The organism is Luteimonas sp. MC1782, assembly GCF_014164605.1.
In the GTDB taxonomy this organism is placed as follows: Bacteria; Pseudomonadota; Gammaproteobacteria; order Xanthomonadales; family Xanthomonadaceae; genus Luteimonas.
In genome coordinates this window covers 664,723-690,752 of sequence record NZ_JACJFT010000001.1, presented here as the reverse complement: position 1 = coordinate 690,752, position 26,030 = coordinate 664,723, and the positions used below count along the sequence as shown (strand labels likewise).

Sequence of the window (26,030 nt, the reverse complement as noted above, 5' to 3'; positions counted from 1 at the left end):
CTTCCAGGGCGCTTCAGTCGCGGGGAATTCGCGCGACAGCCGCCGTCACTTGCCGGCGTGCGCGCCGTGCAGGTCGCGCAGCTGGCCCGGGCGCGACGCGAAGTACGCGGCGAGGTCGGCGATCTGCTGGTCGTCCAGGCCACGCGCCTGGCTGGACATGAGCGCATGGTCGCGCGCGCCGCTGCGATAGGTCTGCAGCGCATGCGCGAGGTAGTCGCGGTACTGGCCACCGAGCTTGGGATAGGTGGGATCGAGCGGGACGTTGCCGTCGGCGCCATGGCAGTCGATGCACGACTGGCCGGTGGCGGCACCCTTGGCATTGGCCTGCTGCTCGCCCTGGGCGATGCGGCCAACCGGCAGCGCATTGACCGACGTGGCGGATGCGACACCGCTGGCCGTCGTGCCGTCGCCGCAGGCGGCGAGGCCGACGGTGGCGACCAGGACGAGGGCGAGGCGTGCGGCTTTGGCGATCGTCATGGGGCGGCTCACGGCGTCAGTCCGGAAATGAAGGCGGCGATGTCGGCGATGTCCTGCTCGGAAAAGCTCTGCGCCTGCACCTGCATGGTCGGGTGCTTGCGCGTGCCGTCGCGGTACTCGGTGAGCGCGTTGACCAGGTATTCGCTGGACTGGCCGCCGATCCGCGGCACGTGGTAGTGCGGATAGGCGTTCTTGTATCCCTCGATGCCGTGGCAACCCACGCACGTATAGGTAAGCATGCGCCCGCTCTCGGCGTTGCCCGCGGCGGCCTGCTGCGCGATGGCGGCGGGAGCGAACGAGGCAAGGGCAAGGGCGAGGCAGGCGGCGATCGGCATCGGTCGCATCATGTCTGGGTCCGCATCCTGAGGCTGGTGGTATGACTGGGAGCGAGCGGCCTTGCGGACGCGTGCAATCGGCGCAGTATAGCCGCCGACCCGACGACTGTTAACGCCGCGCGTTGGCGACCTCCACATGCGCACCGGTGCCTTGCCCTGCCGCTCGCCACCATGACCTTCGGCGGATATGCGTCGCGGGGCCGGTGCTATACCTTGCTACCACACCATTCTGGCTGCCTCTCCATGCTTCCGAGCTCACCCGTCATGCGTCGCCGCGCCGTCGGCCTCGCCGTCCTCATGTTGTCCGCCAGCCTGTTCCTGCAGGGCTGCCGCGGCGGCGCCGATGCCGCGGCGAAGGATGAGAAAAAGGCGCCCGAGGCGGTGCCGGTCGAAGCCGTGGCCGCTGCACCGCGCGCGATCGCGGCGAGCTACAGCGGCAGCGCGACCCTGGAGGCGCGCGCCGAAGCACAGGTGGTGTCGAAGACGTCGGGCGTCGCGTTGCAGGTGCTGGTGGAGGAGGGCGATGCGGTGCGCGCCGGCCAGGTGCTGGTGCGCATCGATGCCGATCGTGCACGGCTCAACCTGGCGCAGGTCGACGCGCAGATGCGCAAGCTCGAAGCCAATTTCCGCCGTGCCAGCCAGCTGGTCGAGCAGCAGATGGTCAGCGTCGGCGACCACGACCAGCTGCGCTACGACCTGGAAAACGCGCGCGCGGCGTGGCGGCTGGCGCAGCTGGAGCTGTCGTACACCAACGTGGTGGCGCCGATTTCGGGCGTGGTTGCATCGCGTTCCATCAAGACCGGCAACTTCGTGCAGATCAACACGCCGATCATCCGCATCGTCGACAACTCGCGGCTGGAGGCGACGCTCAACGTCCCCGAGCGCGACCTGACCACGCTGCGCGCCGGGTTGCCGGTGCGCATGCAGGTCGATGCGCTGCCCGGCCGCAGCTTCACCGGCGTGGTGGACCGCATCGCACCGGTGGTCGAGGCCGGCAGCGGCACCTTCCGCGTGGTCTGCGCCTTCGACCCCGATGACAGCGCGCTGCAGCCGGGCATGTTCGCGCGCATGGGCATCGACTACGACAACCGCGCCAACGCGCTGGCCATCCCGCGCACCGCACTGCTCGAGGACGAAGGCGACCCCGCGGTCTTCGTGGTCCGCGATGGCAAGGCCGTGCGCACGACCATCGAAACCGGCTATGTCGAAGGTGCCTTCGTCGAGGTCCGCAAGGGCCTGGACGCCGGTGATCGCGTGGTCACGGCGGGCAAGGTCACGCTGCGCGACGGCAGTGCGGTCCAGGTGATCGGCGATCCGCCCGCGGTGGCCGCCAAGGCGACCACCGAGGCCGGCGCCAAGGCCGCCGGGCAGACGCGATGAGCAGCCGCGGCGGGGAAGGCCGCGACCTGCACCACGCGGATGACGTCGACGGCACCGTGCGCGCCGACGGCCTGGTCGGATTCGCGGTGCGCCGCCGGGTGACGGTGGCGATGGTGACGGTCAGCATGCTGCTGTTCGGGCTGATCGCGCTGGGCAACCTCAAGGTCAACCTGCTGCCGGACATCAGCTATCCCACGCTGACCGTGCGCACCGAGTACACCGGTGCCGCGCCGCAGGAGATCGAGACCCTGGTCAGCGAGCCGGTGGAAGAGTCGCTGGGCGTGGTGAAGGGTCTGCGCCGGCTGAAGTCGGTGTCGCGCACCGGGCAGAGCGACGTGGTGCTCGAGTTCGCCTGGGGCACGGACATGGACCAGGCCAGCCTGGAGGTCCGCGACAAGATGGAGACGCTGCAGCTGCCGCTCGAGGTCACGCCTCCGGTGCTGCTGCGCTTCAACCCCGCGACCGAGCCGATCCTCCGCCTGGCGCTCAGCAGCAGTGCCGAGGGCGACGTCGAGCGCGAACTGCCGCTGCTGCGCCGCTATGCCGACGACGACCTGAAGAAGAAGCTTGAAACCGTGCCCGGTGCGGCGGCGGTGAAGGTCGGTGGTGGCCTCGAGGACGAGATCCAGGTCGAACTCGACCTGCAGAAGCTGTCGCAGATCGGCCTCTCGGTCGCCGCGGTCGTGCAGCGCCTGAAGGAAGAGAACATCAACCTGTCCGGCGGTCGCCTGGAGCAGGGCACGCAGCGCTACCTGGTGCGCACCGTCAACCAGTTCGCCGGCGTGGACGAAATCCGCGGCATGCTGGTGGCGACGCAGGCCGGTGGCTCCGGCGGCGCCGGCGGCGCCGATGAGGTCGCGCGTCTTGCGGCCGCGTCCGGAGACGCTTCGGTGATGGCCGCCGCGATGTCGGCGCAGAGTGCGGCTTCCGCATCCAACCGCGCCGTGGCCGATGGCCGTGCGGTGCGCCTGGGCGATATCGCCGAGGTCCGCCAGGGCTTCAAGGAACGCGAGGCGATCATCCGCCTCGACGGCCGCGAGGCGGTGGAGCTTGCGATCTACAAGGAGGGCGACGCCAACACGGTCGCCACGGCGGACGCCGTGGAGCAGCGCCTGGTGCAGATCCGCAAGGACCTGCCGTCGGGCATCGAGCTGGCGGTGGTGGACGACCAGGCGAAGTTCATCCGCGCGGCGATCTCCGATGTGCGCACCGACGCGCTGATCGGCGGCGCGCTGGCGATCCTGATCATCTTCCTGTTCCTGCGCAATGCGTGGAGCACGTTCGTGGTCGGCATCTCGCTGCCGGTGTCGATCATCACCACGTTCTTCTTCATGGACCAGTTCGGCCTGAGCCTCAACGTGATGTCGCTCGGCGGCCTGGCGCTGGCCACGGGCCTGGTGGTGGACGACTCGATCGTGGTGCTGGAGAGCATCGCCAAGGCGCGCGAACGCGGCCTGGGCGTGCTGGACGCGGCGATTGTCGGCACGCGCGAGGTGGGCATGGCGGTCGTGGCCTCCACGCTGACGATCATCGCGGTGTTCCTGCCGCTGGTGTTCGTGGAAGGCATTGCCGGGCAGCTGTTCCGCGACCAGGCGATGACCATCGCGCTGGCCGTCGGCATCTCGCTGCTGGTGGCACTGACCCTGATCCCGATGCTGAGCGCGCTCAAGGCGCGCGCGCCGCTCGCGTTCCCGGAAGAGGCCCCGCACCCGCAATGGCGGCCCGAAAAGCGCTGGCAGCGTCCTGCCGCCGCGACCGGGCGCGGCATCGGCTGGCTGTTGCATGCCGTGTTCTTCGGCATCGCCTGGGCGCTGGTGCGTGCCTGGCGGTTGCTGGTCGCGGCGGTCGGTCCGCCGATGCGCACGGCCAGCCGGGTGGCGATGGCGCCGTACGCGCGCGCCGAAAGCGGCTACCTGCGCGTGCTGCCGAAGGCGCTCGGCCGGCCACGGCTGGTCATCGGCGTGGCGCTTGCGGCGTTTGTCGCCACCATGGCCATCGTGCCCACGCTCGGCACCGACCTGATCCCGCAGCTCGCCCAGGACCGCTTCGAGATGACCGCACGGCTGCCGCCCGGCACGCCGCTGCGCGAGACCGATGCGCTGGTCCGCCAGGTGCAGCAGGCGCACGCCGACGACGAGGGCGTCGCGGTGCTGTTCGGCGTCAGCGGCACCGGCACGCGCCTGGATGCCAATCCCACCGACAGCGGCGAGAACATCGGCCGGCTGACCGTGGTGATGGAGGACGGCGGCAGCCGCGCGCTCGAGGCGGATCTGACCGAGGGCCTGCGCGCGACCATGCAGGAGCATCCGGGCGCTCAGGTCGATTTCAGCCGTCCGGCGCTCTTCAGCTTCTCCAGCCCGCTGGAGATCGAGCTGCGCGGCCAGGACCTGGACGACTTGGCGGCCGCCGGACAGCGCCTGGCCGCGCTGCTGCGCGACAGCCCGTACTACGCGGACGTCAAGTCGACCGTGGAGCAGGGCGCGCCCGAGATCCGCATCGTGTTCGACCAGGAACGCGCCGGTGCGCTCGGGCTGACCACGCGCCAGGTGGCCGATGCCGTGGTCAATTCGGTGCGTGGCGAGGTGGCCACGCGCTACGACTTCCGCGACCGCAAGATCGACGTGCTGGTGCGGGCGCAGGAAGGCGAGCGTGGTTCGGTGCAGGCGATCCGCGACCTGATCGTGAATCCGGCGTCCGCACGGCCCGTGCGCCTGTCGGCGGTGGCCGACGTGATCGCCACCACCGGCCCCAGCGAAGTGCATCGCGCCGACCAGGTGCGGGTGGCGGTGGTGTCGGCCAACCTGCGCGACATCGACCTGGGTGCCGCGGTCGAGGACGTGCGCCGCCTGGTCAGCGAGAACCCGCTTGGCGCCGGCATTGGCCTGCACGTCGGTGGCCAGGGCGAGGAGCTCGCCGATTCGCTCAATTCGCTGCTGTTCGCGTTCGCGCTGGCGATCTTCATGGTCTACCTGGTGATGGCGTCGCAGTTCGAATCGCTGCTGCATCCGTTCGTGATCCTGTTCACCATCCCCCTGGCGATGGTCGGCGCGATCCTGGCCCTGCTGCTGACCGGCAACACCGTCTCGGTGGTCGTGTTCATCGGCCTGATCCTGATGGTGGGCCTGGTGGTGAAGAACGCGATCATCCTGATCGACAAGGTCAACCAGCTGCGCGAAGCGGGCGTGGCCAAGCGCGAGGCGCTGGTGGAGGGTGCGCGTTCGCGCCTGCGCCCGATCGTGATGACCACGCTGTCCACGCTGTTCGGCTTCATGCCGCTGGCGCTGGCGTTCGGCGAGGGCGCCGAGGTCCGCTCGCCGATGGCGATCACGGTGATCGGCGGCTTGCTGGTGTCCACGCTGTTGACGTTGCTGGTGATCCCGGTGGTCTACGACCTGCTGGATCGCCGCGGTGACGCGCACTACCTGGAGCGCGGACGACGCGCGCGTGCCGCGACAGGTGCCGCGACAGGTGCCGCGACCGACGACGACGGGCTGCCTGCATGAGCGTTGCCGAGTTCAGCCTGCGTCGCCCGGTGACGACGGTGATGCTGTTCGTCTCGCTGTTCGTGGTCGGCCTGATCGCGTCGTTCCGGCTGCCATTGGAGGCACTGCCGGACGTGTCGGCACCGTTCCTGTTCGTGCAGCTGCCGTACGAGGGTTCCACGCCGGAGGAGGTCGAGCGCAATGTGCTCCGCCCGGCGGAGGAGGCGCTGGCCACGATGACCGGCGTCAAGCGCATGCGTGGCGAGGCCACCGCCAACGGCGCCGGCGTGTTCATGGAGTTCAGCGACTGGGACCGCGACATTGCGATCACCGCCTCCGAGGCGCGCGAGCGCCTGGATGCCATCCGCCAGGACCTGCCCGACGATTTCCGGCGCTACTTCGTGTTCAAGTGGTCCACCGGCGACCAGGCGATCCTGCGCGTGCGCCTGGCCGGCGATGTCGACCTGTCCTCGTCGTACGACCTGATCGACCGCCAGCTCAAGCGGCGCATCGAGCGCGTCCCGGGCGTTGCACGCGTGGAGATCAATGGCGCGCCTGCCAACGAGGTCGAGATCGCGATCGACCCCGACCGCCTCAACGCCCACGGCATCGCGCTCAATGCGCTTGCCGAGCGCCTGCGCACGGTGAACTTCTCGGTGTCGGCCGGCATGATCGAGGACGGCGGCGTGCGCCTGCGCGTGCAGCCGCAGGGCGAGGTGAGCGAACTGGCCGAGCTCCGCGACCTGGTGGTCGATGCCAGCGGCCTGCGGCTGGGTGACGTGGCCACCGTGCAGCTGAAACCCGAGCGGGTGGACGTCCGTCGCCGACTGGAAGGGCGCGCCGCGGTGGGGTTGGAGGTCTACAAGGAGCGCGATGCCAACCTGGTCGAGGTCTCGCGCAACGCGATGGCCGAGATGCGGGCGGCCGGCAACGAGCCCGGCCTGGAGGGCGTGGAGTTCAAGGTCCTGCAGGACATGGGCGAGTCCGTGACCAGTTCGCTGCTCGAGCTTGCCGAGGCCGGGGCGATCGGCCTGCTGCTGTCGATCCTGGTGCTGTTCTTCTTCCTGCGCCACTGGCCGTCCACGCTGATGGTGACCCTGGCCATCCCGATCTGCTTCGTGATGACGCTGGGCTTCATGCATTTCTTCGGCGTCACCCTGAACATCCTCAGCCTGATGGGCCTGCTGCTCGCGGTGGGCATGCTGGTCGACAACGCGGTGGTGGTGGTGGAGAGCATCTACCAGGAGCGCGAGCGCAACCCGGGTGACACCTGGCGGGCGTCGATCGTGGGCACCCGCAACGTGGCCATCGCGCTGTCGGCGGGCACCCTGTGCCATTGCATCGTGTTCCTGCCCAACCTGCTCGGCGAAACCAACGACATCAGCATCTTCATGGCGCAGATCGCCATCACCATCTCGGTGTCGCTGCTGGCCTCGTGGCTGGTGGCCGTGAGCCTGATCCCGATGCTGTCGGCGCGCATGCCCACGCCGCCGGCGCTGGCGGAGAAGGGCGGCATGATCCGCCGCATGCAGGGGCGCTACGCGCGCCTGCTGCGCTGGACGCTGGTGCATCGCGGCTGGAGCGTGGCCGGCATCGTGCTGGTGATCGCGGCCAGCGTGGTGCCGATCAAGGGCACGACCTTCGACATGTTCGGCGGTGGAGACCAGGGCGAGCTCAACGTGTACTACCAGTGGAAGGGCAGCTACACCACCGCGCAGATGTCGGAGGAGATCGGGCGCGTCGAGGACTTCCTCGACCAGAACCGCGAGCGCTTCCGCATCACCCAGATCTACTCCTGGTTCGGCGAAGACACCGATTCCGGAACAATGCTGACGTTCGACGACGACGTGAAGGACACCAGCGAACTCGCCGAGGCGATCAGCAAGGCGCTGCCCAGGTCGGCGCGGGCCGAGATCGGCGTGAGGGGAAACGGCGGGCAGGGCGGTGGAGGCGGCGGGTTGGGCAAGAACGTCAGCGTGCAGCTGGTGGGTGACAGTGCCGCGCAGCTGCGCGACATCGCCGACGACGTGGTGCCGATGCTCGAAGCACGGCCCGGGCTGCGCGACGTGCGCGTCGACCAGGGCGACCGCGGCGAGGAATTGGCGGTGCGCGTCGACCGCGAGCGTGCGGCGGCGTTCGGCTTCAGCGCCGAGCAGGTGTCGTCGTTCGTGGCGATGGCTTTGCGCGGCAGCCAGCTGCGCGAGTACCGCCGCGGCGACGCCGAAGTGCCGGTATGGGTGCGCTTCGAAGGTGCGCAGCAGTACCAGCCTTCGGACATCGCAGGCTTCATGGTGCGCAGCCCGGACGGGCGCCAAGTGCCGTTGCTGGCCATGGTGGACATGGAGGTGCAGCCGACGGACAGCCGCATCGCGCGCCACGACCGGCAGACCGCGGTCGGCATCCAGGCCAACCTGGAAGGCGAGACCACGATGGAGGAAGCGCGCAACGCGATGGAAAGCGTGATTGACTCGCTGTCGCTGCCGGCCGGCTACGGCCACAGTTTTTCGGGCAGCGGCTTCGAGGACGACCAGAAGGCCATGCAGCAGATGCTGTTCAACCTGGTGCTGGCGCTGCTGATGATCTACGTGGTGATGGCGGCGGTGTTCGAGTCGCTGCTGTTCCCCGCTGCCATCATGAGCTGCGTGCTGTTCTCGATCCTCGGCGTGTTCTGGCTGTTCTGGCTCACCGGCACGTCCTTCACGGTGATGGGCTTCATCGGCATCCTGGTGCTGATGGGCGTGGTGGTGAACAACGGCATCGTGATGGTGGAACACATCAACAACCTGCGCCGGCGCGGCATGTCACGCACCGACGCGCTGGTCGAGGGCAGTCGCGAGCGCCTGCGCCCGATCCTGATGACGATGGGCACGGCGATCCTGGCGATGGTGCCGATCTCGCTCAGCGACACGGTGGTGCTGGGCGGGCTGGCGTACTCGCCGATGGCGCGCGCGGTGGCCGGCGGGCTGGCGTTCTCGACCGTGGTCAGCCTGCTGTTCCTGCCGACGATCTACGCGATGCTGGACGACCTGGCCAACGGCAGCGCCAGGCTGCTGCGCCGCGCCCGTGCCGGGCGCGGTGGTCCGGCATCAGCCGAACAGCTTGCCGAGCATCCGTAGGCCGCCGGTCCAGACGCCGATCGCGGTGCCCATGCTGGTCAGGAAAAAGTTCAGCAGCACCCGCGCCACGCGGTTGCGCCACCAGCCGCGTACGGTGCCGACATCGTCGCGCAGGGCCATGAAATCGGCATAGGTCGGCTTGCGCAGCGCGGCTTCCACCAGCGCGCTGACCGTCCCCGAGGCGAGTGCGGGATGCAGCGGCGTGATGGGCGAGGCGATGAAGGCGGCCAGGATGCTCAGCGGATGGCCGCCGGCGATCGCGCAGCCCAGCGCACCCAGGCCGCCGGTCACCAGCACCCACTGCAGCATCAGGTCGGCGCCGACATCGAAACCGCCGCGCCAGAATCCCCAGGCAAAGCCGCCGAGCACGACCACGGCGATGGTGATCTCCATCCACGGCACGCGCGACTTGGGCTTGACGGTCTCGAGGCCCGCGCGCACATCGTGTGGCGGCTCGCGATCGTCCGCGAGGTGCGCCGCGAGGCCCTTGAGGTGTCCCGCGCCGACCACGGCCAGTACTTCGTGCGCGCCGGCCGGCGGTTCGCGCAGCCGCGCGGCCATGTAGCGGTCACGCTCGGTGATGATGGCTTCGTACAGCTCGGGAACTTCGCCGGCGAATTCGCTGAAGCTTGCTTCCAGCACATCACCCTGCTTGAGGCGCTCGATGTCGTCGTCGCCGACCGCGTCGCTGGCGATCAGCCCCATCATCAGGCTGCCGCTGACCTTGGCGCGGCCCCACCAGCCGAGGCGCTGCATCGCGCGCCGGAAGGTCAGGCCGACGTCACGGTCGATCAGCTGCAGCGGCAGGCCCAGGGCACGCGCGTCGGCGGCCGCGGCCATGAGCTCGGCGCCGGGCTCGACGCCCATCTGTTCGGCCAGCCGGCGCTGGTAGCTGGCGAGCGCCAGGTTGGCCGCGAACAGCGGCGTCTTGCCTTCGCGCAGCACCTTGACGAGGTCGAGCCGGCCCAACGAGTCGGGATCGGTCATCGCCTGCAGGCGCTGCGCGTCGAGTTCGACGGCGACCGCGTCGTAGTGGCCGCTGGCGATCGCCGCGCGCACCGCGTCCACGCTGGCGCGCGACACGTGCGCGGTGCCGAGGAGGGTGTAGCGCACGCCGTCGCGCTCCACGATGGCATGCGGCTGGCCGGCGAGGGCGGCCTCGGCCGCCGCGCGCGTCGCGGCCCCGTCAGGCGCGTCGGTCACGCCGTTCAATCGCGGTAGCGCCTGAGCAGGTCGCCGTACGCATCGATGCGGCGATCGCGCAGGAACGGCCAGATGCGGCGGACGTGTTCGCTGCGGCCCAGGTCGACTTCGCAGGTGAGGATGGTCGGGTCGCTGCCGGCCTCGGCCAGGAACTCCCCCTGCGGGCCGAGCACGTGGCTGTTGCCCCAGAAGTCGATGCCCGATGCGCCCAGCGGCGATGGCTCGTGGCCGACGCGGTTGCACGACAGCACCGGCAGGCCGTTGGCCACGGCATGGCCGCGGTGGCTGAGGATCCACGCATCGCGCTGGCGGGCCTTCTCCGCGGCGTCGTCGTCGGGGTCGAAGCCGATCGCGGTCGGGTAGAGCAGCAGTTCCGCGCCGGCCAGCGCCATCAGGCGCGCGGCCTCCGGGTACCACTGGTCCCAGCACACCAGCACGCCGAGGCGGCCGACGGCCGTATCGATCGGCTCGAAACCGAGGTCGCCGGGGGTGAAGTAGAACTTCTCGTAGAAGCCCGGATCATCGGGGATGTGCATCTTGCGGTACTTGCCGGCGGTCGAGCCGTCGGCGTCGAAGACCACGGCGGTGTTGTGGTACAGGCCGGCGGCGCGCTTCTCGAACAGCGAACTGACCAGCACCACGCCATGCTTGCGGGCCAGCGCGCCAAGGCGCTCCGTGCTTGGTCCGGGAATCGTCTCGGCCAGGTCGAACTCGTCGACGCACTCGTGCTGGCAGAAGTAGGCGCCGTTGTGCAGTTCCTGCAGCAGCACGAGCTTGGCGCCCTGCGCGGCGGCCTCGGCCACGCGCTGCTCGATGACGGCGAGGTTGGCCTCGGCGTTGCCGTGGTTGCGCTCCTGCACGAGGGCGACGGGGAGGGTGGTCTTCTTCATTCTGCTGCTGCCGTGGGCGGACGGACCCGCCATTGTAGTGGCGCGAGTGCCAACGCCCGCTTACACCAGCCCGCGCGGCAGTTGCATGCTGATGCAGTGGAGGCTGCCGTTCTGCCAGATCAGCGACCGGCACGGGACCTGCACGACTTCGCGGCCCGGGTGCGCCGCGGCCAGGACGTCGGCCGCGCGGTCGTCGGCGGGGTCGCCGTAGGCCGGCATCAGCACCGCGCCATCGATGACCAGGTAGTTGGCATAGCTTGCGGCGAGCCGCCGGCCTTCATCGACGACCGGCTGCGGCCACGGCAGCGGGTGCAGCGTGTAGGGCGCGCCATCGATCGTGCGCAGCGCCGCGATCTCGTCAGCCATGGCGCCGAGTTCGGCGTGGTGGCGGTCACCCGGGTCGTCGCAGGCCTGGAACACGATGCCATTGCCGGGCGCGAAGCGGGCGAGGGTGTCGATGTGGGCGTCGGTGTCGTCGCCCTCGAGGTAGCCGTGTTCGAGCCAGAGCACGCGGTCCTGCTGCAGCCATGCCGCGAGGCGCGCGGACAGGTCTTCGCGGCTGGCGTCCGGATGGCGCTCGTGCAGGCAGCGCCACGTGGTCAGCAGGCTGCCCGCGCCGTCGGTTTCGATGGCGCCGCCTTCAAGTGCGAAATCAATGTGTTGCCTGGTATTGTTGAAGAAGATTCCCGAGTCGGCGAGACGCTCGACCAGGCGGTCATCCTCGCTTGCCTCGAACTTGCCGCCCCAGCCGGTGAAGCGGAAATCCAGCAACCGGAACCCGTTCGCGCCAACCAGCGTGATCGGGCCGGTGTCGCGCAGCCAGGTGTCGTTGTAGGGAATGGCGAGGAACGCCACGCGTTCCATGTCGATGCGCGCCGACGCCAGGCGTGCGCGCGCATAGGCCTCGACGTCGTCGTCCGCCACGCACACCAGCACGCGCTGGAAGCGGGTGATGGCCGTGACCAGCGCGATGTAGGTCTCTTCGACGTCGGCCAGACGGTCGGCCCAGTCGGTGCCAGCGTGCGGCCACGCCAGCAGGATCGCCGACTGGGGTTCCCACTCGGCGGGGAAGCGCAGCGTGTCTTCGTTCATGGGCTCAGCGGATGGGCGGCTTGGGTCCGGCCTCGGCCGGCGTGGCCTGGTTGGCGACCGCATCGACGACGCGGGTCTTCTCGAAGTAGACCGTGAACGCCGGATAGACCCAGCGGTTGATGGTCGGCCACTGCCGCTTCTGGCCACCGCGCGGGTCGAGTCGCTCGCTTGGCGCGCCGAAGCGCGCCTCGACGTCGGCCATGGTCGTGCCGCGCGCGGGCATGGCGAGGCCGGTTTCGCTGCGGGCGCGATCGACCAGCAGGGTGTCGGCGGACGCCGTGCCGGCACAGGCCAGCAGGGCGGCGGTGGTCATGGCAAGGATCAGGCGCATGGTGGATCTCCCCGTGGGCGCTGCACGGCGCAGCCGCAGCGTTTTTAGCAGATCGCGCGGCCGTGCGCCGTGGCGACGCGACGAAGCGGGCGCACGGTCACGTCCGACGCGCACGCCGGATACGCGAAAGGCCGCATTTCTGCGGCCCTTCGGAATCGGGAGCTGTCCAGCCGCGGCGCGATGTCATGCGTCCGCGGCGGCTCCCTCCGCGCGGCTCAGCGCTGGCGGGCCTTGAAGCGCGGGTTGGACTTGCAGATCACGAAGATCTTGCCGCGACGACGAACGACCTTGCAGTCGCGGTGCCGGGTCTTCGCCGACTTGAGTGAGGACAGGACCTTCATGACAAACCTCGAAACGGGTTGGGGCAATCAAGCCGGCAATTCTACCGGGCTTTCCGCTCCAGACTCAAGCCCCCGCACGGTTTGCCGCCGGGCGCGGTCTAGAATGGCCACCCACCCGCGGAGTCGGACATGATCCAGGACGCCATACCCGTATTGACGATCGACGGCCCATCGGGCTCCGGCAAAGGCACGATCAGCCGTGCGGTGGCCGGGAGGCTGGGCTGGCACTACCTGGATTCCGGCGCCCTGTACCGCGCCATCGGCGTGGCCGCGGGTTGGGCCGACCTGGACCTGGACGACGGTGGCGCGCTGGTCCGCTGCGCCTTCGACACCCACATCGGCTTCCGCGACGACGGCCGCGGCGAGTTGCGGGTGCTCGTGAACGGCCACGACGCCACCGACGAGTTGCGCACCGAGACCGCGGGGGCCGCGGCCTCGGCGATCGCGGCCATCCCGGAAGTCCGTGCGGCACTCAAGGAGCGCCAGCGGGTGTTCCGCAAGCCCCCCGGGCTGGTCGCCGACGGTCGCGACATGGGCACGGTGATCTTCCCCGATGCGGCGACCAAGGTGTTCCTCACGGCCAGCGCCGAGGAGAGGGCGGAAAGGCGCTATAAGCAGTTGAAGGACAAGGGGGTTTCTGTTACGTTGGATGGTCTGCTGCGAGAGATTCTCGCCCGCGACGCCCGCGATGCCAATCGCGCGGTGGCGCCGCTGCGGCCGGCCGAAGACGCCGTCCGCATCGACACCACCGGCCTTGGCATCGAAACGGTCGTCGAGCGCGTTCTGGCCCTGGTGCCGGGGCACGCGGGCTGAACTTCCGCGGCAGGTTGGTCCCGCGTGGCACCTGCCGCGCGGATTTTCCGTGCAATGAGCACTCATGGCGACGCGCAATCCCGCGCAAGCCGCAACGGGTGGACCGGGCAACGCGCCTCGCGCGCCGGTCTGTTTCGTCAACCGGGTAATTTTTCAATGACCGAATCATTTGCAGAACTGTTTGAACAGAGCGAGGCCGCCCTCGGCAAGCTGAAGCCGGGTTCCATCGTCACCGGCGTCGTGATCCAGGTGCGGACCGACGTGGTGGTGATCAACGCCGGCCTCAAGTCCGAAGGCATCGTGCCGATCGAACAGTTCCGTAACGACGCCGGCGAGATCGACGTCGCCGAGGGCGACATCGTCAAGGTCGCGCTCGACTCCCTCGAGAACGGCTTCGGCGAGACGGTGCTGTCGCGCGAGAAGGCCAAGCGTTCCATGGTGTGGGACGAGCTCGAGGAAGCCCTCGAGAAGAACGAGACCATCACCGGCCGCATCAGCGGCAAGGTCAAGGGCGGTTTCACCGTCGACATCAAGGACGTCCGCGCGTTCCTGCCCGGTTCGCTGGTCGACGTGCGCCCGGTGCGCGACCCGGTGTACCTGGAAGGCAAGGAACTCGAGTTCAAGCTCATCAAGCTCGACCGCAAGCGCAACAACGTGGTCGTCTCCCGCCGTGCGGTGGTCGAGAGCGAGCATTCGGAAGAGCGCGAGCAGCTGATGGAGAAGCTGGTCGAGGGCGCCGTGCTGAAGGGCGTCGTCAAGAACCTGACCGACTACGGCGCGTTCGTGGACCTGGGCGGCATCGACGGCCTGCTGCACATCACCGACATGGCCTGGAAGCGCGTGCGCCATCCGTCCGAAGTCGTGGAAGTGGGCGCCGAGCTCGACGTGCGCGTGCTGAAGTACGACCGCGAGCGCAATCGCGTCAGCCTGGGCCTCAAGCAGCTGGGCGAGGATCCGTGGGACAACATCGCCCGCCGCTACCCGTCCAACACCCGCGTGTTCGGCAAGGTCTCCAACGTCACCGATTACGGCGCGTTCGTCGAGATCGAGCCGGGCGTCGAAGGCCTGGTGCACGTGTCCGAGATGGACTGGACCAACAAGAACGTCAACCCGCAGAAGGTCGTGCAGGTGGGTGACGAGCTCGAGGTCATGGTGCTCGACGTCGACGAAGAGCGTCGCCGCATCTCGCTGGGCATCAAGCAGGTCACGTCCAACCCGTGGGAGACCTTCGCGGCCATCCACAAGAAGGGTGACAAGGTCGACGGCCAGATCAAGTCGATCACCGACTTCGGCATCTTCATCGGCCTGGACGGCGGCATCGACGGCCTGATCCACCTGTCCGACATGAGCTGGAACACCAGCGGCGAAGACGTGGCGCGCAACCTCAAGAAGGGCGACACGCTGGAAGCCGTGGTGCTGGCCGTGGACCCGGAGCGCGAGCGCATCAGCCTGGGCGTCAAGCAGCTCGAGCAGGATCCGTTCGGCCAGTTCATGGCGGCGCATCCGCGTGGCACCAAGGTCACCGGCACCGTCCGTGAAGTCGACGCCAAGGGCGCGATCATCGACATCGCCGATGGCGTGGAAGGCTACGTGGCCGCGCGCGACATCTCCGATGAGCGCATCGACGACGCCAGCCAGCACCTGAAGGTGGGCGAGACCATCGAGGCCAAGTTCACCGGCATGGACCGCAAGGGCCGCACGCTGCAGCTGTCGATCCGCGCCAAGGACGAGGCCGAGGTGGCCGACACCCTGGCCGACTACAACCGCGCCGCGTCGGATGCCTCCAGTGGCACGACCAAACTCGGTGCCCTGCTGCGCGAGCAGCTGGACAGCAAGTCCGAGTAAGCCAGCAAGACCCGGGGCGGCCTGGCACCAGCCAGGCCGCTTTCGGTTGTCGAGGCCACGATGGCAACATGACCAAATCCGAACTGATCGAAATCCTCACCCAGCGCCAGGGGCACCTGAAGGCCGACGACGTCGACCTGGCGGTGAAGTCGCTGCTGGAGATGATGGGCGGCTCGCTGGCCACCGGCGAACGCATCGAAGTGCGCGGTTTCGGCAGCTTCTCATTGCACTACCGTCCCCCCCGCACCGGGCGCAATCCCAAGACCGGTGATGCCGTGGCGTTGCCCGGCAAGCATGTCCCGCACTTCAAGCCCGGCAAGGAACTTCGCGAACGCGTCAGCGACGTGATGCCGTTGCCTGCCGAGGACTGACCGCTCCACGTCTGTCTGCGTGGCGTGGGCTCGGCTAAGCTAGCGGCCCATGCGTCCTCTCCGAATCCTGTTCGCCCTTGCATGCCTCGTCGCAGGCGTCGCCGTGGGCGCACTCAACCCGCAGGTGGTCGCCGTGGACTTCGGCTTCGCCACGCTGCGCCCGACCCTCGGGGTCGCGCTGCTGGCCACGCTGCTGCTCGGCGCCATCCTTGGCGGCATGGCGATCGTGGCCTCCGTGGTGCTGCCGCTGCAACAGCGCCTGCGCCGCACGCGCGCCACCCCCACCGACGCGAGCTGAGATGGCCTTCATCACCGAGTGGTTCTGGTTCTTCCTGCTGCTGCCGATCGCGGCGCTCTCGGGCTGGGTGATCGGTCGCCGCGGCGGCGAGCGCCACAGCGACAGCCAGGTCAGCAAGCTGTCGACCACCTATTTCCGCGGCCTGAACTACCTGCTCAACGAGCAGCCGGACAAGGCCATCGAGCTGTTCCTGCATATCGCCGAGCTCGACAAGGACACCTTCGAGACCCAGGTCGCACTCGGGCACCTGTTCCGCCGCCGTGGCGAGGTCGACCGCGCGATCCGCCTGCACCAGGGCCTGGTGCAGCGTCCGGACCTCAACGACCAGCAGAAGGTGCAGGCCCTGCTGGCGCTCGGCGAGGACTACATGCGCTCTGGGCTGCTCGACCGCGCCGAGACCGTATTCACCGACCTCGCCCGGATCGACCAGCGCGCGCCGCAGGCGCTCAAGCACCTGATCGGCATCTACCAGGCAGAGCGCGACTGGCCGAAGGCCATCGAGAACGCCACCCGCTACGAGGCCGCGACCGGCGAGCCGATGGGCAAGCTGATCGGCCAGTTCGAATGCGAACTGGCCGAGCGCCTGCGCGTGGCCGGCGAACGCGACGCGGCCCGGGACGCGATCGCGCGTGCCTACGCCGCGGATTCGACGTCGGTGCGCGCCGGCATGCTCGAGGGCAAGCTGGAGATCGATGCCGGCAACGACGTCGCGGCCATCCGCGCCTTCGAACGCGCCGCGCGCCACGATCCGGATTTCCTGCCCGAGCTGCTGCCTCCGCTGCTCGCGGCGTATGCCCGGGTGGGCGACAGCCCCGGCGCGCGCACGTTCCTCACCGAGATGGCCGAACACTACAGCGGCGTCGCGCCGGTGCTGGCGCTGACGCGGCTGGTGCAGGCGGAGGAGGGCGTGCCGGCCGCGCGCGGGTACCTCGCGCAGCAGCTGAAGGACCGGCCTTCGGTTCGCGGCGAGGCCGCGCTGATCGAACTCGCGCTCGCCGATGGCGTCGAACACGGCGAGACGCTCGAGCAACTGCGCCACATCACCGACCAGTTGCTGGTGCGCAATCCGAGCTATCGATGCAATCGTTGCGGATTCGGCGCGCGCAGCCACCACTGGCAGTGCCCGTCCTGCAAGGAGTGGGGCACGATCAAGCCGCTGTTGAACTACGCAGTGGTCTGAGCGTGGGCGGCATGGTGTGGTCGTGGCTGGTGCCCTGGTTGCTTGCGTCCGCAGTGGTCGCGGCAGCCGGTGCGCGCGTGGCCCGCTGGCATGCAGTGCGCCACCGGTTGCTCGACCAGCCCGGCGCACGCCGCAGCCACAAGGTGCCGACGCCGCGCGGCGGTGGCATCGGCATCGCCATCGCCTGGGGTTTGGCCTGGCTGGTCGCGCCGTGGCTGCTGCCCGTGCCCGGCACGCTCGCGGCAGCCGTGCTGGCAGGCCTGCTGTTGGTCGCTGGCGTGGGCTTCGTCGACGACCACCGGGCGCTGTCGGCGTGGTGGCGGCTTGCGGCGCATGTGGCGGCGGGCGGACTGGTCGCGTTGGCACTCGCTGCCCATGGCGCGGCGCCGTGGCAGGTGCTGTTCGCGCTGGCCGCGGTCCCCGTGCTGGTCAATGTGTGGAACTTCATGGACGGCATCGACGGGCTGGCTGCAAGCCAGGCGGCCCTGGTCGCGCTCACGTTCGCGTTGCTTTCCGGCGCGCCCTCCGCCTGGGCCGTGCTGGCGCTGGCCCTGGCCGCGGCCTGTGCCGGGTTCCTGCCGATGAACTTCCCGCGGGCACGGATCTTCCTCGGCGATGTCGGCAGCGGCACCCTCGGCTACGCGATCGCGGTGCAGGCGAGCCTGCTGCTCTGGTCGGATGCGGGCGGGCAGGGTCTCGTGCCCGTCGTGCTGCTGCCGCTCTCGGCGTTCCTGGTTGACGCGACGTTGACATTGGGCAGGCGCATCGTGCGTGGCGAGGCATGGTGGATGCCACACGTGCAACATTCCTACCAGCAGCTCGCATTCAGCTTGGCCGACCATCGACCGGTCACACTGCTCTATGGCGCGTGGACGGCGGCTGCGCTGCTGTTGGCCCTGGTTTCCGCCACGCGCGTGACATCATTCCGTTTTGCCGCGGCGGCCATGTGCCTGCTGCTCGCGGCTGTTGCATGGCGCGCTGCCCGGGGGGGCGTCGGGCACCCAGACGAGCAGGATCGCCACTAGATGACCTTCTGGAAGGACAGGTTCAGGATCGCATTGCCGCGCTACGCCGTGGTCGGCCACGACCTGATGATGGTCTGGGTGGCCTGGTCCGGCCTCAACTATTTCCGGCAACCGGCGCTGGGCGGGGCCGGCGACGGCGCGGTGCTCACGCCCGAGCTCACCCTGATCCTGCTGGTACAGGGGCTGATCTTCTGGCAGGTGGGCCTGTACCGGGGCGTGTGGCGCTTTGCCAGCATCCCCGACCTCGTCAACATCATGAAGGCGAGCATGTTCGGCCTGCTCGCGATCGTGCCGTTGCTGTTCTTCGTGTTCGACCGCGCCGGTGAGATCCCGCGCACCGTGATGCTGGCCTATCCGGTGGTGCTGTCGGCACTGCTGGGCATGCCCCGGCTGCTGTACCGCGCCTGGAAGGACCACGGCACGTCGCGCACCGACCAGGCTGCGCTGCGGGTCCTGATCCTGGGTGCCGGGCAAGCGGGCGAAGCACTGGTCCGCGACCTGCGGCGGGCGGGTGCCTACCAGCCTGTGGGCTTCCTGGACGATGCCGCCAAGCTGCGCGGCAGCCACCTGCAGGGCCTGCCGGTGCTGGGCAAGATCGAGGACCTCGGGCGCATCGCGCCGGAGACCGCGGCGCAGTTGCTGGTCATCGCCATGCCGTCGCTCGACGCCACCGCCATGCGGCGCATCGTGGCCGCCTGCGAGCGCACCGGCCTGCCGTTCCGCACCGTGCCGCGGCTCAACGACCTGCTGGAAGGCCGCTCGCTGCCGGGTGAACTCAAGGAGGTCGCGATCGAGGACCTGCTCGGCCGCAAGCCGGTCACTCCGGACTGGAAGGCGATCCGCGGCTGGCTTGGCGGCCGCAGCGTCCTCGTCACCGGGGCCGGTGGGTCCATCGGCGCCGAGCTTTGCCGGCAGTGCGCCCGCCACGGTGCCCGACAGATCGCGCTGATCGAGATGGACGAGCTGGCGCTGGCGACCACCGAGGCGGAACTGCGTCGCGACTTCCCGCAGATCGAATGCATCCCCGTGCTGGGCGACTGCGGTGACCCCGCCGTGGTCCGCCACGCGCTGGCGCTGTCGGCGCCGGAGGCGGTGTTTCATGCCGCCGCCTACAAGCAGGTGCCGGTGCTGGAGTCGCAGCTGCGCGAAGCGGTGCGCAACAACGTGCTGGCAACCGAGACGGTCGCGCGCGAGGCCCAGGCCGCGGGCGTCGGTGCGTTCGTGCTCATCTCGACCGACAAGGCGGTGGACCCGGTCAACGTGCTCGGTGCCACCAAGCGGCTGGCCGAGATGGTGTGCCAGTCGATGACCCGGCGCGGGAACACGCGTTTCGTGACGGTCCGGTTCGGCAACGTGCTCGATTCCGCCGGCAGCGTCGTTCCGCTGTTCCGCGCGCAGATCCGCCAGGGCGGGCCGGTCACGGTGACCGATCCGGAGGTCACCCGCTACTTCATGACCATCCCCGAGGCCTGCCAACTGATCCTCCAGGCGGTGGCGATCGGGTCGATCGAGGCGGTCTACACCCTCGACATGGGCGAGCCGGTGTCGATCCGCCTGCTTGCCGAACAGATGATCACGCTGGCGGGCAAGCAGCCCGGACGCGACATCGCAATCGTGTACACCGGCCTGCGCCAGGGCGAGAAGCTGCACGAGACGCTGTTCCATGCGGAAGAGCGCTATCGGCCCACCTCGCATCCCAAGATCCTGCAAGCCGAGGCACGCGAGGTGGATACCGAGCGCATCGAAGCCGCCACCTCGCGCATGCGCGATGCCGTGGGTCGCTACGATGTGGAAGCGCTGGGTCGTCTGTTGCGCGACTCTGTCCCCGAATTCGCGCCGCTCATGGCGCACGAAGAACGCAAGATGGCGGCCACGGTGGTTGCCTTCCCGGCAAGGAACGCGAGAAGGACATGACGCAACGCATCCGCAAGGCGGTTTTCCCGGTGGCAGGCCTCGGGACCCGGTTCCTGCCCGCCACCAAGACGGTTCCCAAGGAGATGCTCCCGATCGTCGATCGGCCGCTGATCCAGTACGCGGTGGACGAGGCTGTGGAGGCCGGCTGCGACACGCTGATCTTCGTGACCAACCGCTACAAGCACGCGGTCGCCGATTATTTCGACAAGGCCTACGAACTCGAGCAGAAGCTTGAAAAGGCCGGCAAGCATGAATTGCTCGAGGTCGTCCGCAACGTGATTCCCGCGGGCGTCCGTGCCGTCTTCGTCACGCAAACCGAAGCCCTGGGCCTCGGGCATGCCGTCCTGTGTGCCAGGCCGGTGGTCGGTGACGAGCCGTTCGCGGTGCTGCTGCCGGACGACCTGATCTGGAACCGCGGGCCAGGCGCGCTGGCACAGATGGTGGACCTGGCGCAGGCCACCGGTTCAAGCGTGATCGCCACGCAGGTCGTGCCGAAGGAACAGACGTCGAGCTACGGGATTGTCGCGACCAGCGAATTCCAGGATCGGGCTGGCCGGATCACGGCGATTGTCGAAAAGCCGTCGCCCGAGGAAGCGCCAAGCAACCTGGCAGTGGTCGGGCGGTATGTCCTGTCGCCGCGGATCTTTCCGCTGCTCGAGGCCACCGCGCCGGGGCGGGGCGGGGAGATCCAGCTCACGGATGCGATCTCGGCCCTGCTGGCCGAGGACGAGGTGCTGGCCTACAGGTTCCAGGGCACCCGCTTCGATTGCGGCACCCATATCGGCCTGATCGAGGCCACCATTCGTCACGCACTGGACCATGAACTGCTCAGCGAGGCCGCCCAGGGCTTCATGCGTGACGCATTGTCTGAATTGGGTGTACTTGATGTCCAGTGAAAGTCGACGCGCGGCGCGCGTGACAGGTTCACGGGGGTATGGTTATAGTCGCCGGGTCGGGGGGGCGCGCAATCGCGTTCCTGCGTCAAGTGTCTGCACATCACCCTAGGGAGAGACCCATTCCATGAAGCTTGCATCAACTTTTGCGGCACTGACGCTTGCCGTCGCCGCGACCTACAGCGTCCCCGCCACCGCCCAGACTACCCATGCGAACGCGTCGCAGCCGGCCGCTCGCTGTCAGGGCGCCCTGCCGGCGTTCGAAACGGCCATCCGCAAGCGCCCGCTGGCCATCCAGAACGAAGGCACCGCGTCGAGCTACATCACCTGTGGCTTCGAGTTCGACGCCGGCGCGGCCATCGACAACTCGGCCGTCCTGCTCGACACCTACTTCACCAACACCACCACCGCGCCGGTTTCGCTGACCTGCACCGCGGTCACCGGTTGGCAGACCGGTGAAAACGAGTTCGTCAGCCGGACCGAAGTCATCGCTCCGGGTGCGCAGAGCGAGGACATGTTCTGGTTCGCCGACGACTTCGCGGGCGGCGGCATGGCCTCGGGCCTGGTTGCCATCAGCTGCAACCTGCCGGTCGGCGTGGGCATCAACGACACCTACATTTTCTGGGACACGGACGACGCCCCGGTCTGATCGCGCTGTCGTACGTAATCGCAGGGGCGCCGGATTTCCGGCGCCTTTTCGTTTCAGAGGCGTGCCGGGCCTTGCCGCCCGCACCCCCAAAGGCCAAGTGGACGCATGAATCGCAACAGCAGGACCCCCATCATCGTCGCCGCGGTGCTTGTCGCCGCGGTGGTCATCGGCACCATCGCGATGCGCGGCCGGAGCGAGCCCGCGCCCGCCACCGCGGCGGATTCCGCGGCAAGCGACGTCGCGCGCACGGTTCCGGCGCCGGTCAGCCCGCCGCCACGTTCCCCGGTCGCATCGCGCGCGTCGAGCGGGGCTCAGTTGGCCGCGCATGTCGAACGACGCGCGCAGCGCCGGGATGAGCATATCGCCCGGACCGCGGCGCTGAAGAAGCAATCCGCCGAGCGGTTCGCCGCCGAGCAGGTCGACCCGGCCTGGGCGCCGCAGAAGGAAGCCGAACTCACCGGCATTGCCGGCCAGCCCGGCTTTGCAACGGCGGGCGTCAAGGCGACCAGCCTGAGCATGGACTGCAAGAGCAGCATGTGCCGGATCGACGGGCAGTTCGCCAGCAATGGCGAAGCGGAAGACTGGATCCTGATCTACATGTCCAGCGTGGGTTCCGCGATGCCCAGCTCGGTGGTGTCGCGCACCCAGAATCCCGATGGCAGCACGCGCGTCGAGATCTACGGCCGGGCGCGCTGAGAACCACGGATCCGCGCGATGCAGTGACCGCACCGCGCGGATCATGCCGCCGGTCAGAGCGCCTCGAAGATCCCGGCGGCGCCCATGCCGGTGCCGATGCACATCGTCACCATGCCGTACTTCTGTTCGCGTCGACGCATGCCGTGGACGATGGTGGCCGTCCGCACCGCGCCCGTGGCGCCGAGCGGATGGCCGAGCGCGATGGCACCGCCCAGCGGGTTCACCTTCGACGGGTCGAGCCCGCAATCGCGGATCACCGCAAGCGCCTGGGCGGCGAAGGCTTCATTGAGCTCGATCCAGTCGAGCTGGTCGCGGGTCAGGCCCGCCTGCTTCAGGGCCTTCGGGATGGCCGCGATCGGCCCGATCCCCATCACCTCCGGACGCACGCCGGCCACCGAGAACGACACGAAGCGCGCGAGCGGCGTCAGGCCGTAGTCCTTGATGGCCTGTTCGGACGCGAGCAACACCGCGCCCGCGCCGTCGCTCATCTGCGACGAGTTGCCGGCGGTCACCGTGCCGCCGAACTGGCCGTTGCGGAACACCGGACGCAGCTTCGCCAGGCCCTCGGCCGACGTGTCGGCACGCGGGCCCTCGTCGTGCTCGACCAGAAGCTTCTTCGTGCGGATGGTCTTGCCGCCGAGGTCCGGCTGGCGCGAAAGCACTTCGTAGGGGCTGATCTCGTCGCGGAACTCGCCGGCCTTGGCCGCGGCCAGCGCCTTGCGGTGCGACTCGACCGCGAACGCGTCCTGGTCCTCGCGCGAGACCTTCCATTCCTCGGCGACCTTTTCCGCGGTGATGCCCATGCCGTAGGCGATGGCCACGTTGTCGTCGCGGAACACGCTTGGCGACAGCGCCACCTTGTTGCCCATCATCGGCACCATGCTCATGCTTTCGGTGCCGCCGGCGAGCATGAGGTCGGCATTGCCCAGCCGGATCTGGTCTGCGGCGAGCGCCACGGCCTGGAGGCCGGACGAGCAGAAGCGGTTGATGGTCTGTGCCGCCAGCGTGTCGGGCAGGCCGGCCAGCAGCACGCCGATGCGCGCCACGTTCATGCCTTGCTCGCCCTCGGGCATGGCGCAGCCGATGATCGCGTCGTCGATGCGGTTGACGTCGATGCCCGGTGCCTGCGCGACGACGGCCCTCAGCACGTGCGCCAGCATGTCGTCCGGCCGGGTGTTGCGGAACACCCCCTTGGGCGCCTTGCCCACCGGGGTGCGGGTGGCGGCGACGATGTATGCGTCCTGGATCTGCTTGCTCATGTTGGTCTTGTCCTGTGTCGTCGGGCGCGCGTCAGTTGCGCAGCGGCTTGCCGGTCTTGAGCATGTGCGCGATGCGCGACTGGGTCCTGTCCTGCTGCGCGAGCTCCACGAAGTGCTGGCGTTCCAGGCGCAACAGCCAGTCCTCGTCGACGACTGCGCCACGATCGACCTCGCCGCCGCACAGCACGGTGGCGATGCGGGTCGCGATCTCGTAGTCGTACTCGCTGATGAAACGACCTTCCAGCATGTTGACCAGCAGCATCTTGAATGTGGCGATGCCGACGTCGCCGGCAACACGCACCTGGCGCGCCGGCATGGGCGGGCGATAGCCCGCTTCGGCCAGCGCGGCGGCTTCCTGGCGCGCCACGTGCAACAGCTCGAAGGCGTTGAACACCACCCGGTCACCGGCGCGCAGGAGGCCCAGCTCCTTGGCCTCGACCGCCGAGGCCGACACCTTGGCCATCGCGATGGTCTCGAACACGCGCTTGAGCTCGACGAACACGTCACCGTTGGCTCCGGCGGCCTGCGAGGCGCGGACCGCGAGCTCCTTCAGTCCGCCGCCCGCCGGCAGCAGGCCCACGCCGGCCTCGACCAGTCCGATGTAGCTCTCGAGGTGCGCGACGGTCCGGGCGCTGTGCATCTGGAACTCGCAGCCGCCGCCGAGCGCCAGGCCGCGCACCGCGGCCACCACCGGCACCAGCGAATACTTGATCGCCTGGCTGGTGGCCTGGAAGTTCGCCACCATGGCTTCGAACGCGTCGACCTTGCCGGCCTGCAGCAGCCCGAGCGCACCGGCGAGGTCGGCACCGGCGGAGAACGGCTCCTTCGGCTGCCAGACCACGAGGCCGGCGAAGTCGCGCTCGGCGCGGGCCACGGCTTCCTGCAGGCCGTCCAGTACATGGTCGGACACGGTATGCATCTTGGTCTTGAACGACGCCACGGCGATGTCGTCGCCGTCGGTCCACATGCGGATGCCGTCGTTCTCGAAGACCGTCTCGCCCCTGGGGAACGACTCTCCCAGCAACGGATCCGGGAAACGCTGGCGCTTGTAGACGGGCAGGGCGGAGCGCGGCAGGCGGGCATTCTTGCCGGGGCTGTAGCTGCCCTCGGCCGAATGCACGCCGTCGCGCCCGTCGAACACCCAGTCCGGCAGGGGCGCGTCGCTCATCGCCTTCCCGGCGACGATGTCGTCGGCGATCCACTGCGCGACCTGTTTCCAGCCTGCCGCCTGCCACGTCTCGAACGGACCCAGCGACCAGCCGTAGCCCCAGCGGATCGCCAGGTCGACGTCGCGCGCGGTCTCGGCGATGTCGGCCAGGTGGTAGGCGCTGTAATGGAACAGGTCACGGAACGTGGCCCACAGGAATTTTGCCTGCGGGTGGTCGCTGGCGCGCAGTTTCGAGAACTTCTCGACCGGGTCGCGCGTCTTCAGGATCTCGACCACCTCGGGTGCGGCCACGCGGTCGGCAGGGCGGTAATCGCCGGCCGCCGGGTCGACGACCAGGATGTCCTTGCCCACCTTGCGGAAGATGCCGGCGCCGGTCTTCTGGCCCAGCGCGCCCTTCTCGACCAGCCCGGCGAGCCACTTCGGCGACTTGAAGTACTTGTGCCAGGGGTCGTCGGGCAGGGTGTCGGCCATCGTCCTGATGACGTGGGCCATGGTGTCCAGGCCGACGACATCGGACGTGCGGTAGGTCGCCGACTTGGGGCGTCCCACCAGCGGGCCGGTGAGGGCATCGACCTCGTCGAGCCCGAGGCCGGTCTCGCGGGTGTGGTGGATGGTGGACAGGATCGAGAACACGCCGATGCGGTTGCCGATGAAGTTGGGCGTGTCGCGGGCGTACACGACGCCCTTGCCCAGCGTCGTGGTCAGGAACGTCTCCAGGCCCTGCAGCACCGCCTTGTCGGTGGTGCGCGCCGGGATCAGCTCGGCCAGGTGCATGTAGCGCGGCGGGTTGAAGAAGTGCACCCCGCAGAACCGGCTGCGCAGCGACTCGGGCAGCACGTCGGCCAGCTTGTTGATGCCCAGGCCCGACGTGTTGCTGGCCAGTACGGCGTGGTCGGCGATGAACGGCGCGATCTTCGCGTACAGGTCCTGCTTCCAGTCCATGCGCTCGGCGATCGCCTCGATCACCAGGTCGCAGTCCTTGAGGCGCTGCAGGCCGAGCTCGTAGTTGGCCGGGGTGATCACCGTGGCCAGGTCCTTCGACGCCAGCGGGGCAGGGCTCAGCTTGCCGAGGTTGGCGATCGCCGTGGTGACGATGCCGTTGGGGTCGCCCTCCTTGGCCGGGAGGTCGAACAGCACCGTGTCGACGCCGGCATTGGTCAGGTGGGCCGCGATCTGCGCCCCCATTACCCCGGCCCCGAGTACCGCGGCCCTGCGCACAAGCAATTTCTCGGACATGTTTCCTGGCTCCATGATGGACTTGTGAAACAAGAT

General features: G+C 68.9%; 22 protein-coding genes. 13 read left to right on the top strand and 9 right to left on the bottom strand.

What is annotated here, in order from left to right:
- Positions 1–45: 45 nt before the first annotated feature.
- Together H5368_RS03290 and H5368_RS03285 are read right to left on the bottom strand one after the other, a co-directional pair.
- On the bottom strand, positions 46–477 hold the full coding sequence (locus tag H5368_RS03290) for a c-type cytochrome (RefSeq protein ID WP_182821321.1): 432 nt from the start codon (positions 475–477) through the stop codon (positions 46–48).
- A gap of 8 nt (positions 478–485) precedes the next feature.
- Positions 486–821, bottom strand: a complete 336-nt coding sequence (locus H5368_RS03285) for a cytochrome c (RefSeq protein ID WP_182823709.1) — start codon at positions 819–821, stop codon at positions 486–488.
- Positions 822–1,076: 255 nt separating this feature from the next.
- Between H5368_RS03285 and H5368_RS03280 the strand changes: the two genes are divergently transcribed.
- From H5368_RS03280 to H5368_RS03270, 3 genes are read left to right on the top strand one after another with little or no spacing between them, the layout of a single operon-like run.
- Positions 1,077–2,192: an efflux RND transporter periplasmic adaptor subunit gene (locus H5368_RS03280; protein WP_223878044.1), complete on the top strand. Its 1,116-nt coding sequence runs from the start codon at positions 1,077–1,079 to the stop codon at positions 2,190–2,192.
- A complete protein-coding gene (locus tag H5368_RS03275; RefSeq protein ID WP_182821317.1) occupies positions 2,189–5,695 on the top strand; it encodes an efflux RND transporter permease subunit in 3,507 nt (1,168 codons plus the stop codon). Before H5368_RS03280 ends, H5368_RS03275 begins: the two co-directional genes overlap by 4 nt.
- The gene (locus tag H5368_RS03270) at positions 5,692–8,790 is read left to right on the top strand and encodes an efflux RND transporter permease subunit (protein ID WP_182821315.1); all 3,099 of its coding nucleotides are present in this window, start codon (positions 5,692–5,694) and stop codon (positions 8,788–8,790) included. Before H5368_RS03275 ends, H5368_RS03270 begins: the two co-directional genes overlap by 4 nt.
- Here the strand turns inward: H5368_RS03270 and H5368_RS03265 are convergent.
- From H5368_RS03265 to ykgO, 5 genes are all read right to left on the bottom strand, one after another.
- Positions 8,761–9,993: a TraB/GumN family protein gene (locus H5368_RS03265; protein WP_182821313.1), complete on the bottom strand. Its 1,233-nt coding sequence runs from the start codon at positions 9,991–9,993 to the stop codon at positions 8,761–8,763. The genes H5368_RS03270 and H5368_RS03265 overlap by 30 nt on opposite strands.
- 5 nt (positions 9,994–9,998) lie before the next feature.
- Positions 9,999–10,883 carry a carbon-nitrogen hydrolase gene (locus H5368_RS03260; RefSeq protein WP_182821311.1) on the bottom strand — a complete coding sequence of 295 codons (885 nt, stop codon included), beginning with the start codon at positions 10,881–10,883 and terminating at the stop codon, positions 9,999–10,001.
- Positions 10,884–10,943: 60 nt separating this feature from the next.
- Complete coding sequence (locus H5368_RS03255) at positions 10,944–11,975, bottom strand: agmatine deiminase family protein (protein ID WP_182821309.1); 1,032 nt, start codon at positions 11,973–11,975, stop codon at positions 10,944–10,946.
- Positions 11,976–11,979: 4 nt separating this feature from the next.
- Positions 11,980–12,306, bottom strand: a complete 327-nt coding sequence (locus tag H5368_RS03250) for a hypothetical protein (RefSeq protein ID WP_182821307.1) — start codon at positions 12,304–12,306, stop codon at positions 11,980–11,982.
- A 215-nt stretch (positions 12,307–12,521) separates the two neighbouring features.
- Positions 12,522–12,647: a type B 50S ribosomal protein L36 gene (gene ykgO, locus H5368_RS03245; RefSeq protein WP_057628212.1), complete on the bottom strand. Its 126-nt coding sequence runs from the start codon at positions 12,645–12,647 to the stop codon at positions 12,522–12,524.
- Positions 12,648–12,779: 132 nt separating this feature from the next.
- Here ykgO and cmk point away from each other — a divergent pair, with 132 nt between their 5' ends.
- The 10 genes from cmk (at position 12,780) to H5368_RS03195 (ending at position 22,331) form a co-directional block, all read left to right on the top strand.
- Positions 12,780–13,460, top strand: a complete 681-nt coding sequence (gene cmk, locus H5368_RS03240; protein ID WP_182823707.1) for a (d)CMP kinase — start codon at positions 12,780–12,782, stop codon at positions 13,458–13,460.
- Between the two features lie 156 nt (positions 13,461–13,616).
- Entirely contained in the window at positions 13,617–15,305 is a 1,689-nt protein-coding gene (rpsA, locus tag H5368_RS03235) for a 30S ribosomal protein S1 (RefSeq protein WP_182821305.1), read from the top strand.
- Positions 15,306–15,373: 68 nt separating this feature from the next.
- Positions 15,374–15,676 (top strand): integration host factor subunit beta, encoded by a 303-nt coding sequence (locus H5368_RS03230; protein ID WP_182821303.1) that lies wholly within the window; start codon positions 15,374–15,376, stop codon positions 15,674–15,676.
- A 49-nt stretch (positions 15,677–15,725) separates the two neighbouring features.
- The gene (locus H5368_RS03225) at positions 15,726–15,974 is read left to right on the top strand and encodes a lipopolysaccharide assembly protein LapA domain-containing protein (protein ID WP_182821301.1); all 249 of its coding nucleotides are present in this window, start codon (positions 15,726–15,728) and stop codon (positions 15,972–15,974) included.
- A gap of 1 nt (position 15,975) precedes the next feature.
- Positions 15,976–17,154 (top strand): lipopolysaccharide assembly protein LapB, encoded by a 1,179-nt coding sequence (gene lapB, locus H5368_RS03220; protein ID WP_182821298.1) that lies wholly within the window; start codon positions 15,976–15,978, stop codon positions 17,152–17,154.
- A complete protein-coding gene (locus H5368_RS03215; RefSeq protein ID WP_255486312.1) occupies positions 17,052–18,179 on the top strand; it encodes a lipopolysaccharide biosynthesis protein in 1,128 nt (375 codons plus the stop codon). The genes lapB and H5368_RS03215 overlap by 103 nt, the downstream gene beginning before the upstream one ends.
- Positions 18,180–20,093: a nucleoside-diphosphate sugar epimerase/dehydratase gene (locus H5368_RS03210; RefSeq protein WP_182821296.1), complete on the top strand. Its 1,914-nt coding sequence runs from the start codon at positions 18,180–18,182 to the stop codon at positions 20,091–20,093. It abuts the gene before it with no gap.
- The gene (gene galU / locus H5368_RS03205) at positions 20,090–20,989 is read left to right on the top strand and encodes a UTP--glucose-1-phosphate uridylyltransferase GalU (RefSeq protein WP_182821294.1); all 900 of its coding nucleotides are present in this window, start codon (positions 20,090–20,092) and stop codon (positions 20,987–20,989) included. The genes H5368_RS03210 and galU overlap by 4 nt, the downstream gene beginning before the upstream one ends.
- A gap of 124 nt (positions 20,990–21,113) precedes the next feature.
- Entirely contained in the window at positions 21,114–21,635 is a 522-nt protein-coding gene (locus H5368_RS03200; protein ID WP_182821292.1) for a hypothetical protein, read from the top strand.
- A gap of 144 nt (positions 21,636–21,779) precedes the next feature.
- Positions 21,780–22,331: a hypothetical protein gene (locus tag H5368_RS03195; RefSeq protein ID WP_182821290.1), complete on the top strand. Its 552-nt coding sequence runs from the start codon at positions 21,780–21,782 to the stop codon at positions 22,329–22,331.
- Positions 22,332–22,384: 53 nt separating this feature from the next.
- Here H5368_RS03195 and H5368_RS03190 read toward each other — a convergent pair whose 3' ends face one another.
- Together H5368_RS03190 and H5368_RS03185 are read right to left on the bottom strand one after the other, a co-directional pair.
- Positions 22,385–23,590: an acetyl-CoA C-acyltransferase gene (locus tag H5368_RS03190; protein WP_182821288.1), complete on the bottom strand. Its 1,206-nt coding sequence runs from the start codon at positions 23,588–23,590 to the stop codon at positions 22,385–22,387.
- Positions 23,591–23,621: 31 nt separating this feature from the next.
- Positions 23,622–25,994 (bottom strand): 3-hydroxyacyl-CoA dehydrogenase/enoyl-CoA hydratase family protein, encoded by a 2,373-nt coding sequence (locus H5368_RS03185; RefSeq protein WP_182821286.1) that lies wholly within the window; start codon positions 25,992–25,994, stop codon positions 23,622–23,624.
- Positions 25,995–26,030 lie beyond the last annotated feature (36 nt).

Coding starts and splice junctions, on each gene's coding strand:
- H5368_RS03275 (WP_182821317.1), top strand. CDS start 2,189: ATGAGCAGCCGCGGCGGGGAAGGCCGCGACCTGCACCACGCGGATGAC.
- galU (WP_182821294.1), top strand. CDS start 20,090: ATGACGCAACGCATCCGCAAGGCGGTTTTCCCGGTGGCAGGCCTCGGG.
- H5368_RS03225 (WP_182821301.1), top strand. CDS start 15,726: ATGCGTCCTCTCCGAATCCTGTTCGCCCTTGCATGCCTCGTCGCAGGC.
- H5368_RS03290 (WP_182821321.1), bottom strand. CDS start 477: ATGACGATCGCCAAAGCCGCACGCCTCGCCCTCGTCCTGGTCGCCACC.
- H5368_RS03215 (WP_255486312.1), top strand. CDS start 17,052: ATGCAATCGTTGCGGATTCGGCGCGCGCAGCCACCACTGGCAGTGCCC.
- H5368_RS03230 (WP_182821303.1), top strand. CDS start 15,374: ATGACCAAATCCGAACTGATCGAAATCCTCACCCAGCGCCAGGGGCAC.
- H5368_RS03255 (WP_182821309.1), bottom strand. CDS start 11,975: ATGAACGAAGACACGCTGCGCTTCCCCGCCGAGTGGGAACCCCAGTCG.
- rpsA (WP_182821305.1), top strand. CDS start 13,617: ATGACCGAATCATTTGCAGAACTGTTTGAACAGAGCGAGGCCGCCCTC.
- H5368_RS03210 (WP_182821296.1), top strand. CDS start 18,180: ATGACCTTCTGGAAGGACAGGTTCAGGATCGCATTGCCGCGCTACGCC.
- H5368_RS03280 (WP_223878044.1), top strand. CDS start 1,077: ATGCGTCGCCGCGCCGTCGGCCTCGCCGTCCTCATGTTGTCCGCCAGC.
- ykgO (WP_057628212.1), bottom strand. CDS start 12,647: ATGAAGGTCCTGTCCTCACTCAAGTCGGCGAAGACCCGGCACCGCGAC.
- H5368_RS03250 (WP_182821307.1), bottom strand. CDS start 12,306: ATGCGCCTGATCCTTGCCATGACCACCGCCGCCCTGCTGGCCTGTGCC.
- H5368_RS03185 (WP_182821286.1), bottom strand. CDS start 25,994: ATGTCCGAGAAATTGCTTGTGCGCAGGGCCGCGGTACTCGGGGCCGGG.
- H5368_RS03190 (WP_182821288.1), bottom strand. CDS start 23,590: ATGAGCAAGCAGATCCAGGACGCATACATCGTCGCCGCCACCCGCACC.
- H5368_RS03200 (WP_182821292.1), top strand. CDS start 21,114: ATGAAGCTTGCATCAACTTTTGCGGCACTGACGCTTGCCGTCGCCGCG.
- lapB (WP_182821298.1), top strand. CDS start 15,976: ATGGCCTTCATCACCGAGTGGTTCTGGTTCTTCCTGCTGCTGCCGATC.
- H5368_RS03285 (WP_182823709.1), bottom strand. CDS start 821: ATGCGACCGATGCCGATCGCCGCCTGCCTCGCCCTTGCCCTTGCCTCG.
- H5368_RS03270 (WP_182821315.1), top strand. CDS start 5,692: ATGAGCGTTGCCGAGTTCAGCCTGCGTCGCCCGGTGACGACGGTGATG.
- H5368_RS03260 (WP_182821311.1), bottom strand. CDS start 10,883: ATGAAGAAGACCACCCTCCCCGTCGCCCTCGTGCAGGAGCGCAACCAC.